Source organism: Pseudomonas sp. Pseusp9, from assembly GCF_059491265.1.
Genome location: NZ_CP168500.1, coordinates 6359049 through 6372246 on the forward strand (window position 1 = coordinate 6359049; position 13198 = coordinate 6372246).

Genomic DNA, 13198 nt, shown 5'->3' on the forward strand with positions numbered 1-13198 from the left:
CGGCTGTACGGCTAGCCGTAGCGACCGGTGATGTAGTCTTCGGTCTGCTTCTTCGCCGGGTTGGTGAACAGGGTATCGGTGTCGCCGAATTCCACCAGTTTGCCCATGTACATGAACGCGGTGTAGTCGGAAACCCGCGCCGCCTGTTGCATGTTGTGGGTCACGATCACGATGGTGAACTTGGATTTCAGTTCGTAGATCAGCTCTTCGACTTTCAGCGTGGAGATCGGGTCGAGTGCCGAGCACGGTTCGTCGAGCAGCAGCACTTCCGGTTCAACGGCGATAGTGCGGGCGATCACCAGACGTTGCTGCTGACCACCGGACAGGCCCAGTGCCGACTCGTGCAGACGGTCCTTGACCTCATCCCACAGCGCCGCGCCTTTCAATGCCCACTCGACAGCTTCATCGAGGACGCGCTTCTTGTTGATGCCCTGGATGCGCAGGCCATAAACCACGTTCTCGTAGATGGTTTTCGGAAACGGGTTCGGCTTCTGGAACACCATGCCGACACGACGACGCAGCTCGGCCACGTCTTCGCCCTTACGGTAGATGTTGCTGCCGTACAGGTTGATCGCGCCCTCGACACGGCAGCCGTCAACCAGGTCGTTCATGCGGTTGAAGGTACGCAGCAGCGTCGACTTGCCACAGCCGGACGGGCCGATGAAGGCGGTCACGCGCTGTTTCGGGATGTTCATGCTGACGTCGTACAGCGCTTGTTTTTCGCCGTAGAACAGGCTCAGGCCCGGCACTTCGATGGCCACGGTTTCCTGCTCGAGGTTCAGGCTCTGTTTGTCGCGACCCAGGGCCGACATGTTGATGCCGTGGGTATGTGCTTCGTGCTGCATGGGAGGCTCCCTGTGCTAACAAATTCGGTTCGGTTGCCGCTGGCCAAGGCCTGCGGTTACACAATTCTTTCTGTAGGAGCGAGCTTGCTCGCGATGGTCGTTCAGGCACAGAAAATGTGTCGGATGTACCGTCTTCGCGAGCAAGCTCGCTCCTACAAGGGGATTAACTATCCAGCGCCTTGTACTTCTCGCGCAGGTGGTTACGGATATAAACGGCCGACAGGTTCAACGTGGCAATCACCAGCACCAGCAGCAGCGCCGTGGCGTACACCAGCGGCCGCGCGGCTTCGACGTTCGGGCTCTGGAAGCCGACGTCATAGATGTGGAAGCCCAGGTGCATGATCTTCTGGTCCAGGTGCAGGTACGGGTAGTTGCCGTCCACCGGCAGCGACGGCGCCAGTTTCACCACACCCACCAGCATCAGCGGCGCCACTTCACCCGCGGCGCGAGCCACGGCGAGGATCATGCCGGTCATCATCGCCGGGCTGGCCATCGGCAGCACGATCTTCCACAAGGTTTCGGCCTTGGTCGCGCCGAGGGCCAACGAGCCTTCACGCACGGTGCGAGGAATCCGCGCCAGACCTTCTTCGGTGGCCACGATCACTACCGGCACCGCCAGCAGCGCCAGGGTCAGCGAGGCCCAGAGCAGGCCCGGTGTGCCGAAGGTCGGCGCCGGCAAGGCTTCCGGGAAGAACAGACGGTCGAGCGAGCCGCCCAGCACGTAGACGAAGAAGCCCAGGCCGAACACGCCGTAAACGATGGCCGGAACACCTGCCAGGTTGTTCACCGCGATGCGGATCACCCGGGTCAGCGCGTTCTGCTTGGCGTATTCACGCAGGTATACCGCCGCCAGCACGCCGAACGGGGTCACGATCATCGCCATGATCAGGGTCATCATCACGGTGCCGAAGATGGCCGGGAAGATCCCGCCTTCAGTGTTCGCTTCGCGCGGGTCGTCGCTCAGGAACTCCCAGACCTTGCTGAAGTAGAAGCCGACCTTGGTGGTCGTGCTCATGGCGTTCGGCTGGTAGGCGTGAACCACTTTGCCGATGCCGATTTCGATTTCCTTACCGTTTGCATCGCGGGCGGTCAGGCTGTCGCGGTTGAACTGCGCATGCAGATCAGCCAGACGCGCTTCGACGTCCTGATAGCGAGCGTTGAGCTCGGCGCGCTCCGATTCCATGTCCGCTTGCGCGGTGGCGTCGAGCTTGCCTTCCAGCTCCAGCTTGCGACCGTGCAGGCGGATGCGCTCGAGACCGGCGTTGATCGCGCCGATGTCGGTTTTTTCCAGGCTCTTGAGCTGTGCAGCCAGCTTGTTCACGCGGTCGACACGGGCCTGCAGCTCAGGCCATGCAGCTTCGCCTTCAGCGATGACCTTGCCATCCTGTTTGACGTTGACCAGGTAACCGTAGAAGTTGCCCCACTCGCGACGTTCGATCGCCATCAGCTCTGGTGGTGTCGTCTGGTTGGTCAGCCACTCGCCGACGGTCCAGGTGAAGTCGTTGCCGTTCAGGTCACGGTTACCGACCTTGATCAGCTCGCGGGTCATGAACTCCGGGCCCTGCTCAGGCACTGGCAAGCCGGCGCTCTTCAAGCGGGCACGGGGTACTTCTTCCTTCTGTACCACTTCACCGATGACCAGGTGCTGGCCCTGGCCCGGTACGTCGTAGCTGGCGTGGATCAGATCCGCCGGCCAGAAGTGACCCAGGCCGCGCACGGCAATCACCGCCAGCAGGCCAATGGTCATGATGACCGCGATGGACACCGCGCCGCCGCTGATCCAGACGCCCGGGGCGCCGCTCTTGAACCATCCTTTCAGGGAGTTCTGTTTCACAGACTTCTACCTTTGCTTAAAGCGACGAGTATTTCTTGCGCAGACGCTGACGGATCAGTTCTGCGAGGGTGTTCATGACGAAGGTGAACAACAGCAGCACCAGTGCCGAGAGGAACAGCACGCGGTAGTGGCTGCCGCCGACTTCCGATTCGGGCATTTCCACCGCGACGTTGGCGGCCAGGGTGCGCAGGCCTTCGAACAGGTTCATTTCCATGACCGGGGTGTTACCGGTGGCCATCAACACGATCATGGTTTCACCGACCGCACGGCCCATGCCGATCATCAGCGCCGAGAAGATGCCCGGGCTGGCGGTGAGGATCACCACGCGGGTCATGGTCTGCCACGGCGTGGCACCGAGGGCCAGGGAGCCCAGGGTCAGGCCGCGAGGCACACTGAACACGGCGTCTTCGGCGATGGAGTAGATGTTCGGAATAACTGCGAAGCCCATGGCCAGACCGACCACCAGGGCGTTGCGCTGGTCGTAGGTGATGCCCAGGTCGTGGGAAATCCACATGCGCATGTCGCCACCGAAGAACCAGTTCTCCATGAACGGGCTCATGTACAGCGAGAGCCAGCCCACAAACAGGATCACCGGAATCAGCAGCGCGCTTTCCCAGCCATCCGGGACTTTCAGGCGGATCGACTCAGGCAGGCGGCTGAAGGTGAAACCGGCCACCAGGATGCCGATCGGCAGCAGCATCAGCAGACTGAAGATGCCCGGCAAATGCCCTTCCACATACGGCGCGAGGAACAGACCGGCGAAGAAGCCGAGGATCACCGTCGGCATCGCTTCCATCAATTCGATCACCGGCTTGACCTTGCGGCGCATGCCAGGGGCCATGAAGTACGCGGTGTAGATCGCAGCGGCAACGGCCAGTGGAGCGGCCAGCAGCATGGCGTAGAACGCGGCTTTCAGAGTACCGAAGGTCAGCGGCGACAGGCTCAGCTTGGGTTCGAAGTCGGTGTTGGCGGCGGTCGATTGCCAGACATATTTAGGTTCGTCGTAGTTTTCGTACCAGACCTTGCTCCACAGCGCGCTCCACGACACTTCCGGGTGCGGGTTGTCGAGCAGCAGCGGCTGCAACTTGCCGCCGGCTTCGACGATCACGCGGTTGGCCCGTGGCGACAGACCGAAAATGCCCTGGCCTTCTGCAACCGGCTCCACCAGCAAGGTGCGGTGGGCAGTGCTGTGGAATACGCCAAGCTTGCCGGAAGCGTCGAGGGCAACGAAGCCCTTGCGGCGCTCTTCGGCAGTGATTTCAACAATAGGTGTGGTGCCCATCTGGAAGGTGCGGATCTGCTTCAGGCGCTGTTCGCCATCCGGATCGCGAGCCATGAACCACTGAGCCAGACCGCCCTTGGAGTCACCGACGATCAGCGAGATACCGCCCACAAGCTGGGTGCTGGCGGTGACTTGCGCTTCACCGTCTTCAAGCAGCTTGTAGCGACCATTGAGACTCTTGTCGCGCAGACTGAACACGTCGGCCTGGGCACGCCCGTTTATCACGTACAGCCACTGCTGACGCGGGTCGACGAAGATGTTCTTCACCGGCTCGTTCATCTGCGGCAGGTCGATGCGTTTCTGCTCGTTGGTGACTTCACCCGTCATCATGTTCTCTTCGCTGGTCAGCGACAGAACATTGAGTTGCGAACCGGTGGCGCCAACCAGCATCAGGGTCGAATCGTTGGCGTTGAGGCTGACGTGCTCCAGCGCACCGCCGGCTTCGTTGACCGCGATTGGCGTTTCGCCGTACGGGTATTCGACCGCAGGCGAGATGGTCTTCTTGCCTTCCGGGTAGCTGACCTTATAGGTGTGACGGAACACCAGGGCCTGACCGTTGGACAGACCCACGGCAACCAGCGGATGACCTGGCTGGTCTTCGCCGATGGAGGTCACGGTGGTGCCGGCAGGAATCGGCAGATCGACGCGCTTGAGTTCGGCGCCACTGTCGATGTCGAAGAACAATGCCTGGCCCTTGTCGGAAACCCGCATGGCAACCTGGTTCTGCTCTTCCAGAGAGATCATCAGCGGTTTGCCGGCGTCTTGCATCCAGGCTGGTGTGATGGCGTCCTTGGCAGTCAGGCTGGCACCCTGGAACAGGGGCGCGACGACGTAGGCAAGGAAGAAGAAGATCAATGTGATCGCGCCCAGTACAGCGAGGCCGCCAACGAGGACGTACCAGCGGGTCAGGCGATCTTTGAGCGCGCGAATGCGGCGCTTGCGTTGCAGCTCAGGCGTATTGAAGTCAATTCGCTTGGGGGGATTAGTAGTCATGTTGGAATTGGCCAGATCATTCATGCGCACACCCTAGCGATCCTGTATGACAGAAAGATGACAATGCAGTGACGCAACAAATCCGCCGCTAGCGGTAACCAGCAGTGGATAGAGAATTTGAGGTGTATGGGGGCGGCTCCTGCCGCCCCCATGTGAGTCCGAGGGGTTCACCTCGGACTCAATTTGTTACTTTTTTGCGACTTCAGCGCCGCCTTCCGCCAGACCCAGGTCAGCCAGAGCTTTGGCAGCTACTTTGGCCGGCAGTGGGATGTAACCGTCTTTCACTACAACTTCCTGGCCCTGTTTCGACAGAACCAGTTTCACGAACTCGGCTTCCAGCGGAGCCAGAGGCTTGTTCGGGGCTTTGTTGACGTAGACGTACAGGAAGCGGGACAGCGGGTACTTGCCGTTCAGGGCGTTTTCTTCGGTGTCTTCGATGAACTCGGTGCTGCCTTTCTTGGACAGGGCAACAGTTTTCACGCTAGCGGTCTTGTAGCCGATGCCCGAGTAACCGATACCGTTCAGCGAGGAGCTGATCGACTGTACGACCGAAGCCGAACCTGGTTGCTCGTTCACGTTAGGCTTGTAGTCGCCTTTGCACAGGGCTTCTTCCTTGAAGTAGCCGTAGGTGCCGGATACCGAGTTACGACCGAACAGTTGAACCGGCTTGTTGGCCAGGTCGCCGGTCACGCCCAGGTCGCCCCAGGTTTTGACTTCGGTTTTAGCGCCGCACAGACGAGTGGACGAGAAGATCGCGTCAACCTGTTCCATGGTCAGGTGCTGGATCGGGTTGTCCTTGTGTACGAAAACAGCCAGGGCGTCCACGGCAACCGGGATAGCGGTTGGCTTGTAGCCGTACTTCTGCTCGAAGGCAGCCAGTTCGGTGTCCTTCATCTTGCGGCTCATCGGGCCCAGGTTAGAGGTGCCTTCAGTCAGCGCAGGTGGCGCAGTGGCGGAGCCAGCGGCCTGAATCTGGATGTTTACGTTCGGGTATTCTTTCTTGTAGTTCTCAGCCCAGAGGGTCATGAGGTTGGCCAGGGTATCGGAGCCGACGCTGGACAGGTTGCCCGACACACCAGTGGTCTTGGTGTAGCTCGGGATAGCAGGGTCAACAGCGGCAACCGCGTTGGCAGTCGCAACGCCAGCAGCGACAAAAGTCATTGCCGCCATCAAACGCTTCAGTTTCATGCCTTACTCCTAGCAGATAGGGTGTGTTAAGTCGGGGCCAAGTATCAGCAGGCCGTGTGAACACTCTATGGCTGAAATATGACAATTGGATGAAAGGCCAGCACTCCACCAGGAAGGCTGGCCTTTCAGTTGTAACTGTAGATGTGAGAAGTGCTGTGATCGCTCGCTATCAGCGGCCCTTCTTCCAGAGATATGCACCTACCAGAATCCCGACCCCGCACAACACCGCCACATAATAAGCAGGCCCCATTGCACTCTCCTTGAGCAACAGGCTGACGATCATCGGCGTCAGGCCGCCGAAAATCGCGTAGGCGACGTTGTAGGAGAACGACAGACCACTGAAACGCACCACTGGCGGGAACGCCTTGACCATCACATACGGCACCGCGCCGATGGTGCCGACCAGCAGACCGGTCACGGCATACATCGGGAACAGCCAGTCGGGATGATCGGCGAGGCTGTGATAGAAGGTCCAGGAGCTGGCCAGCAATGCGGTACAGCCGAACACAAAGATCCGTCCCGCACCGAAGCGATCCGCCAGTGCGCCGGCGATGATGCAGCCAAAGCTCAGGAACACGATCGCCACGCTATTGGCCTGCAGGGCGGTGGTAGCCGAGAAATGGTAGACCGTTTGCAACACGGTCGGGGTCATCAGGATCAGCACCACGATGGCGGCAGACAGCAGCCAGGTCAGCAGCATCGAAATGGCGATGGCACCACGATGATCACGCAGCACCGCCCGCAACGGCACCTCTTCGGCCAGGGCTTTGCGCAATTGCAGCTCGGCGAACACCGGGGTTTCGTGCAGCCAGCGACGCAGGTACACCGAGAACAGGCCGAAGACGCCGCCAAGCAGGAACGGAATCCGCCAGGCGTAATCCGACACTTCCACCGGGGTATAGAGGTTGTTGATCGCCGTGGCGACCAGCGAGCCGAGCAAAATGCCCGCCGTCAGACCGCTGGTCAGGGTGCCACAGGCGTAGCCGACATACCGCTGCGGGACGTGTTCGGAAACGAAGACCCACGCCCCCGGCACTTCGCCGCCAATGGCGGCGCCCTGAATCACCCGCATCAACAGCAACAGGATCGGTGCCCACATGCCTATCTGCGCATAGGTCGGCAGCAGGCCCATGATCAGCGTCGGCACGGCCATCATGAAAATGCTCAGGGTGAACATCTTCTTACGGCCCAGCAGGTCGCCGAAGTGCGCCATCACGATGCCGCCAAGCGGCCGTGCAAGGTAGCCGGCGGCGAAGATACCGAAGGTCTGCATCAGGCGTAGCCACTCGGGCATGTCCGCCGGGAAGAACAGCTTGCCCACCACCGTGGCGAAGAACACGAAGATGATGAAGTCGTAGAACTCCAGCGCACCGCCCAGGGCAGACAGCGATAGAGTCTTGTAGTCGCTGCGGGTCAGCGGACGTGCGGGTTGGTCTGGCTGCGCGATGCTCGAGGGCGCTGTGGTCATGGCAAGGGCTTCTCTTATAGTCGGATCTGCAACCTCGACAACGCTGGCGGAGGTTTGGGCAGGTCCGGCACGATAGCAAATTGTTCGAAAAAGCACATAGAGGTGCGTTTTTGACGGTCAAAATGAGAACCGGACGGTCGTCGTGGAGTCTACCGACCGATATACTCGCAGCCATACTCCGGTTTTTGAGGGGTTGCTGTGCGAAAACGCCTGTCAGGTTCATAGGCGATTTCGCAGAGTTTCCCTTTAGGCGCCTTATGGAAAACGTGACGAACGTAGTATGTTCGGTGCTGAATCGTTTTTCCCGAAGACGGCTACCACCAGCAATACCAACGAAGAGTCACGGGTCAGAGGCACCCCCGGCATGATAGAGCTCGAACAAGAAGATCCGATCCCGCAAGGCGACCTGGCCCTGCAAATCACCGCGCTCCCTCGCGAAACCAACGGCTTTGGCGATATTTTCGGCGGCTGGCTGGTGGCGCAGATGGATTTGGCAGGCACCGCGATGGCCAGCAAGGTCGCCGGTGGGCGCGTTGCCACCGTTGCGATCGACCGCATGGCGTTTCTGGTTCCGGTGGCGGTGGGCGCGCAGCTTTCCTTCTATACCCAGGCCCTGGAAATCGGCCGCAGCTCGATCAAGATGATGGTCGAGGTCTGGAGCGACGACCCACTGTCCAGTGAGTGGCGTAAAGTAACCGAAGCGGTGTTTGTGTTCGTTGCCATCGACGGCAGCGGTCGCACCCGTTCGGTTCCGCCCAGGGCTCGATAAGCGCTTTTAAACCTGGTCGCCGTTTTGCGGTCGATAGTCGTCCACGTTACTGATCGAGAGCTGTCCCATGAGCACGCCCAATGTTGAAGCCGTAAAGCTGGATGAACTGAACTGCTGGCGCATCCGCCACGGTCAAGCCGAATTACTGGTAGCCCAGCAAGGCGCGCACATCCTCAGCTATCAACTGGCTGGCCAGCCGCCGCTGATCTGGCTCAACGACGAGGCCGTGTTCAAGACCGGCAAGAGCATCCGTGCCGGCGTGCCGGTGTGCTGGCCGTGGTTTGGCGTCTTTGACCGCAATCCGCAAAACGTTCAGGCGATGCGTGTCAGCAAGGAAGCACCGACGGCTCACGGCTTCGTGCGGGCGATGGATTGGGAACTGGGCGGCATCGAAGCCGAAGGCGAAAGCCTGAAGGTCGAGTTCCTCCTGCCCTACCCCGAAGGCGGCTTTCCCGGCTGGCCTCACCAGGTGGACTTGACGCTGAGCATTCGCCTCGACGAGCAATTGCACATCCATCTGACCAGCCGCAACCAAGGGGCTGAAACCGTCAGCATCAGCCAGGCGCTGCATAGTTACTTTGCCGTCAGCGATGTGCGCAATGTGCATGTCGAAGGTGTGGACGGCCTCAACTACATCGAGACCCTGGACAACTGGAAAACCGTTACCCAGACCGGCGACCTGCGATTTGCCGGCGAGACCGACCGCATCTACCTCGACGTCCCGCCGCAGTTGAGCATCGTCGATCCGACCTGGGAGCGACGCATCGTACTGACCAGCAGTGGATCGCGTACGGCGGTGATCTGGAACCCGTGGGTCGACCGCGCCGCTGCGTTCAGCGACATGGCCGACGACGGCTGGCAGCGCATGCTGTGCATCGAGACGGCGAACGTGATGGGTGATGTGGTGAACCTGAAACCAGGGGCGAGCCACACCTTGGGTGTGAGCATCGCCAGCGCCCCGCTCTAAGCAACACCTAAAACCAATGTGGGAGCGAGCCTGCTCGCGAAGGCGGCATAACAGTCAACATTGATGTTGGATGTTGTGACCTCTTCGCGAGCAGGCTCGCTCCCACAGTTTTGATTTTCTACAGATCCGACTCTTTCACCACTCTGACCTTCTCCGCATCCAGCGCATACGCTGCATCGGCCAGGTCATTGCTGACCTTCTCGACCCTCAGCGTGCCGGTCACCCACAACGGCGTGTAGATGTCATTCAGCTTCAGACCCTTTGGATAACGCACCAGCACCAGTTGGTTGGGCGGCGGCGGTGGCACATGGATGCAGGCGCCCGGGTATGGCACCAGGAAGAACAACGTGCTGCGCCCCTTGGCATCAGACTCCAGTGGCACTGGATAACCGCCAATGCGGATGTTCTTGTCGTTCATCGACGCAACGGTCTTGGTCGAGTACATCACCGCCGGCAAGCCTTTGGCCTGTTTCATTCCACCCTTGTCGGTGAAAGTGCCATTGGCTTCTGGGGAGTTGTGGTCGATTTCAGGCATGGCCTCGAGGGCCTTCTGGTCCGATTTTGGCATCAATTCGAGCCAGTCGGTTTCCGGCAATTCGCCGGCATGGGCAAGGCCCGAACCCAATAAAACAAGAGTCAGCAAAAGACGGCGCATGAAGGTGCTCGGTAAAGGAAGGAACAGGAAACGCCGAGCATTCTAGCCCTCTCCGCACGCCACGCAGAGAGGGTTTTGTCGCTTCAGTCAGCTCTTTTTGACGAGGCCGTAGATCACCAGTAGCACCACCGCACCTACCAACGCGCCGATGAAGCCTGCGCCTTGACCAGCCTGGTAGATGCCCAAAGCCTGGCCGCCGTATGTGGCCGCCAGCGAACCGCCAATACCGAGCAGGATCGTCATGATCCAGCCCATGCTGTCATCGCCCGGTTTCAGAAACCGTGCCAGCAGACCGACGATCAAGCCGATAAAGATGGTTCCGATAATTCCCATGGCATTTCCCTCAATATGGAGTGGTTATGCCAAAGCCTAGTCAGACTTTGGCATCCTGCCATGAGAGAACGGTGCAATCGCAATGGTTCCACCGCTGCCACATGAAACTATTCGGCGATCAGCGCCTCGACCTTGAGGATCTGCGCGGCCAGCGTCTCGCGATCTGCGCAACGCAGGTTGGCGTGACCGACCTTGCGACCGACCTTGAATGCCTTGCCGTAGTGATGCAGATGGCAATCGGCGATAGCCAGGACTCTTTCGGTCTCAGGCACTTTACCGATGAAGTTGACCATCGCACTTTCGCCGACCTTGGCAGTCGAACCCAGCGGCAGACCGGCAACGGCCCGCAGGTGGTTTTCGAACTGGCTGCACTCGGCGCCTTCGGTGGTCCAATGCCCGGAGTTGTGCACGCGCGGGGCAATTTCGTTGGCCTTGAGGCCACCGTCGACTTCAAAGAATTCGAACGCCATCACGCCGACGTAATCCAGCTGCTTGAGCACTCGGCTGGAGTAGTCTTCGGCCAGGGCTTGCAGCGGGTGATCGGTGCTGGCTACGGACAGCTTGAGGATGCCGCTGTCGTGGGTGTTGTGTACCAGCGGGTAGAAGCGGGTTTCACCGTCGCGGGCACGTACGGCTATCAGCGAGACTTCACCGGTGAACGGCACGAAGCCTTCCAGCAGGCAAGCTACGCTGCCCAGCTCGGCGAAGGTGCCGACCACATCTTCTGCAGTGCGCAGGACTTTCTGGCCCTTGCCGTCGTAACCCAGGGTACGGGTTTTGAGCACCGCCGGCAGACCGATGGAAGCCACGGCAGCGTCCAGGTCGGCTTGGGACTGGATGTCGGCGAACGCCGGGGTTGGAATCCCCAGGTCCTTGAACATACTCTTCTCGAACCAGCGATCGCGGGCGATGCGCAGGGCTTCGGCGCTCGGGTAGACCGGGACGAATTGCGAGAGGAACGCGACGGTTTCCGCCGGGACGCTTTCGAACTCGAATGTCACCAGATCGACTTCATCGGCCAGCTGACGCAGGTGATCCTGATCGCCGTAATCGGCTCGCAGGTGTTCGCCCAACGCGGCTGCGCAAGCATCCGGCGCAGGGTCCAGAAAAGCGAAGTTCATGCCCAGCGGAGTGCCCGCCAGCGCCAACATGCGACCCAACTGGCCGCCACCGATTACACCGATCTTCATCGTCAACAACCTCAGGCGATGCGTGGGTCTGAATTTTCCAGGACGCTTTCTGTCTGCTCAGCACGGAAAGTTTTCAACACCGCGTGGAACTGCGGGTGCTTGGCCCCAAGGATACTCGCCGACAGCAGCGCTGCGTTGATCGCGCCAGCCTTGCCGATGGCCAGGGTGGCGACCGGAATGCCTGCGGGCATCTGCACGATGGAGAGCAGCGAGTCGACGCCCGAGAGCATCGACGATTGCACCGGCACGCCCAGCACCGGCAGGTGGGTCTTGGCCGCACACATGCCAGGCAAGTGGGCCGCGCCACCGGCACCGGCAATGATCACCTCGATGCCACGCGCCTCGGCTTCTGCAGCGTACTGGAACAGCAGGTCCGGGGTGCGGTGGGCAGAGACCACTTTCACCTCGTAAGGGATGCCGAGCTTTTCCAGCATATCGGCGGTGTGGCTAAGGGTGGACCAATCGGACTTGGAGCCCATGATCACGCCAACCAGTGCACTCATCGTCGTGCCTCTTCTCTCTGGGCGCCCGCAGGCGCGTCAAAAAACAACAAGCCACGCAAAAAGCGTGGCTTGAATGTACGAATTATGGCCGGTCGTAACCGGCCGAAGGCCGCGCAGTATACCTCAATGAGGCAGATAAACAGCCCCCGCTGCGACCATCTGTCATCTTGGACTAAAAGGAAAGCTTTCTGACTTTAAAGTCAGTCAACGCGCATCCACCTGAAGGATCGCTCGGACTAACGAAAACACGACCCAACGATTTTATACACTTCAAATTTGTCACGATTTTGATTAACTGCGCTATGCAACAGAAGGCAACATAGGCTCACTCGCCACATCAATTAATCGCATATAGTTTACCCACTTGATTTTTCACCTTCAAAACAAATCACTCGTGCCACCCAGTATCTTTAGACCAAAGAAACATAGTTAAAAAGGAGTCAAGGATGACAACCACCAACGAACAACCACAGAAAAAATCCGTCACTATTTTTGCCATTATTCACGATGATGTTCCGCCATCACTACACAGTACGATTCACGCCGATTACTTTCAGTCTTTTATTGCTGAACTGGAAAGCTTCACCGAACGAAAATTTTACGTTGTTTTGGGTAGAGGCACACCCTATAGCAACTTTAACTACAAAGGAGATGATGTATTGAACACTCTTGTAAAATGGGAGGATTTAAGCTTCAACTACTTGGATAAAGCAAAAAAGGAAGGTTTCGACTTGAGCGGGCTGACCCTTGTAATTTTAGTCACAAAAGATGATATGAATGAAAAAACCGGAGGGGCTGCACTTCTTCGTCCACCCTTAACAGGAAAAGTTGCAATCGCACCACTAACCAGCTACATGGCCGTCGGCCATGAGATTGGTCACTTACTGGGTGCCAAGCATGAGGACTCGGAAATCCAGTTCAACGGCTGGGTATGTGAAACATACATGACCCCTCAAAGGAACCCGCTCAGATCAATTTGTTATAGCTTTAGCCCTGCCAACCGAGAAAATATAAAACAATATCTAGCTAGCAAACCTTGATGATCTGACTTCGTTGTCCCTACAAACGTCAAATGAAACGCCTAAGCTTTCGCCTGTCTAACTATTGGCGCCCCCCCTTCAACGCTGACCACGAACAAGGCGAAGTTCTTTACCGCGACGGATGGTGGTGC

12 protein-coding genes are annotated in these 13198 nt (G+C 59.0%); 3 read left to right on the plus strand and 9 right to left on the minus strand.

Going from position 1 to position 13198, the window contains the following annotated elements; translation table 11 throughout:
- Positions 1 to 11 precede the first annotated feature (11 nt).
- From pstB to ACEN8E_RS29105, 5 genes are all read right to left on the minus strand, one after another.
- Complete coding sequence (gene pstB / locus ACEN8E_RS29085) at positions 12 to 845, minus strand: phosphate ABC transporter ATP-binding protein PstB (protein ID WP_008018291.1); 834 nt, start codon at positions 843 to 845, stop codon at positions 12 to 14.
- Positions 846 to 1008: 163 nt separating this feature from the next.
- Positions 1009 to 2679 carry a phosphate ABC transporter permease PstA gene (gene pstA / locus ACEN8E_RS29090; protein WP_495590791.1) on the minus strand — a complete coding sequence of 557 codons (1671 nt, stop codon included), beginning with the start codon at positions 2677 to 2679 and terminating at the stop codon, positions 1009 to 1011.
- Positions 2680 to 2695: 16 nt separating this feature from the next.
- Positions 2696 to 4729, minus strand: a complete 2034-nt coding sequence (locus ACEN8E_RS29095; RefSeq protein WP_495593408.1) for an ABC transporter permease subunit — start codon at positions 4727 to 4729, stop codon at positions 2696 to 2698.
- A gap of 411 nt (positions 4730 to 5140) precedes the next feature.
- Positions 5141 to 6142, minus strand: coding sequence for a phosphate ABC transporter substrate-binding protein PstS (locus tag ACEN8E_RS29100; RefSeq protein WP_007992839.1), 1002 nt, complete (start codon positions 6140 to 6142; stop codon positions 5141 to 5143).
- A gap of 169 nt (positions 6143 to 6311) precedes the next feature.
- Positions 6312 to 7610 carry an MFS transporter gene (locus ACEN8E_RS29105; protein ID WP_495590792.1) on the minus strand — a complete coding sequence of 433 codons (1299 nt, stop codon included), beginning with the start codon at positions 7608 to 7610 and terminating at the stop codon, positions 6312 to 6314.
- Between the two features lie 364 nt (positions 7611 to 7974).
- Between ACEN8E_RS29105 and ACEN8E_RS29110 the strand changes: the two genes are divergently transcribed.
- Both ACEN8E_RS29110 and ACEN8E_RS29115 read left to right on the plus strand, forming a co-directional pair.
- Positions 7975 to 8379 carry an acyl-CoA thioesterase gene (locus ACEN8E_RS29110; RefSeq protein ID WP_007942704.1) on the plus strand — a complete coding sequence of 135 codons (405 nt, stop codon included), beginning with the start codon at positions 7975 to 7977 and terminating at the stop codon, positions 8377 to 8379.
- A gap of 67 nt (positions 8380 to 8446) precedes the next feature.
- Entirely contained in the window at positions 8447 to 9346 is a 900-nt protein-coding gene (locus ACEN8E_RS29115; protein WP_495590793.1) for a D-hexose-6-phosphate mutarotase, read from the plus strand.
- A 118-nt stretch (positions 9347 to 9464) separates the two neighbouring features.
- Here the strand turns inward: ACEN8E_RS29115 and ACEN8E_RS29120 are convergent, their stop codons facing one another.
- From ACEN8E_RS29120 to purE, 4 genes are all read right to left on the minus strand, one after another.
- Positions 9465 to 10001, minus strand: coding sequence for a DUF3299 domain-containing protein (locus ACEN8E_RS29120; protein WP_495590794.1), 537 nt, complete (start codon positions 9999 to 10001; stop codon positions 9465 to 9467).
- Positions 10002 to 10088: 87 nt separating this feature from the next.
- The gene (locus tag ACEN8E_RS29125; RefSeq protein ID WP_007971735.1) at positions 10089 to 10334 is read right to left on the minus strand and encodes a GlsB/YeaQ/YmgE family stress response membrane protein; all 246 of its coding nucleotides are present in this window, start codon (positions 10332 to 10334) and stop codon (positions 10089 to 10091) included.
- Positions 10335 to 10441: 107 nt separating this feature from the next.
- Positions 10442 to 11524 carry a 5-(carboxyamino)imidazole ribonucleotide synthase gene (locus ACEN8E_RS29130; protein WP_495590795.1) on the minus strand — a complete coding sequence of 361 codons (1083 nt, stop codon included), beginning with the start codon at positions 11522 to 11524 and terminating at the stop codon, positions 10442 to 10444.
- Positions 11525 to 11535: 11 nt separating this feature from the next.
- Positions 11536 to 12027, minus strand: a complete 492-nt coding sequence (gene purE / locus ACEN8E_RS29135; protein ID WP_495590796.1) for a 5-(carboxyamino)imidazole ribonucleotide mutase — start codon at positions 12025 to 12027, stop codon at positions 11536 to 11538.
- Positions 12028 to 12473: 446 nt separating this feature from the next.
- On the opposite strand from purE, the gene ACEN8E_RS29140 reads away from it, so the two are divergent.
- On the plus strand, positions 12474 to 13067 hold the full coding sequence (locus ACEN8E_RS29140; protein ID WP_495590797.1) for a hypothetical protein: 594 nt from the start codon (positions 12474 to 12476) through the stop codon (positions 13065 to 13067).
- Positions 13068 to 13198: the final 131 nt, after the last annotated feature.

Coding starts and splice junctions, on each gene's coding strand:
- pstB (WP_008018291.1), bottom strand. CDS start 845: ATGCAGCACGAAGCACATACCCACGGCATCAACATGTCGGCCCTGGGT.
- ACEN8E_RS29095 (WP_495593408.1), bottom strand. CDS start 4,729: ATGCAAGACGCCGGCAAACCGCTGATGATCTCTCTGGAAGAGCAGAAC.
- ACEN8E_RS29100 (WP_007992839.1), bottom strand. CDS start 6,142: ATGAAACTGAAGCGTTTGATGGCGGCAATGACTTTTGTCGCTGCTGGC.
- ACEN8E_RS29105 (WP_495590792.1), bottom strand. CDS start 7,610: ATGACCACAGCGCCCTCGAGCATCGCGCAGCCAGACCAACCCGCACGT.
- ACEN8E_RS29110 (WP_007942704.1), top strand. CDS start 7,975: ATGATAGAGCTCGAACAAGAAGATCCGATCCCGCAAGGCGACCTGGCC.
- ACEN8E_RS29115 (WP_495590793.1), top strand. CDS start 8,447: ATGAGCACGCCCAATGTTGAAGCCGTAAAGCTGGATGAACTGAACTGC.
- ACEN8E_RS29120 (WP_495590794.1), bottom strand. CDS start 10,001: ATGCGCCGTCTTTTGCTGACTCTTGTTTTATTGGGTTCGGGCCTTGCC.
- ACEN8E_RS29125 (WP_007971735.1), bottom strand. CDS start 10,334: ATGGGAATTATCGGAACCATCTTTATCGGCTTGATCGTCGGTCTGCTG.
- ACEN8E_RS29130 (WP_495590795.1), bottom strand. CDS start 11,524: ATGAAGATCGGTGTAATCGGTGGCGGCCAGTTGGGTCGCATGTTGGCG.
- purE (WP_495590796.1), bottom strand. CDS start 12,027: ATGAGTGCACTGGTTGGCGTGATCATGGGCTCCAAGTCCGATTGGTCC.
- ACEN8E_RS29140 (WP_495590797.1), top strand. CDS start 12,474: ATGACAACCACCAACGAACAACCACAGAAAAAATCCGTCACTATTTTT.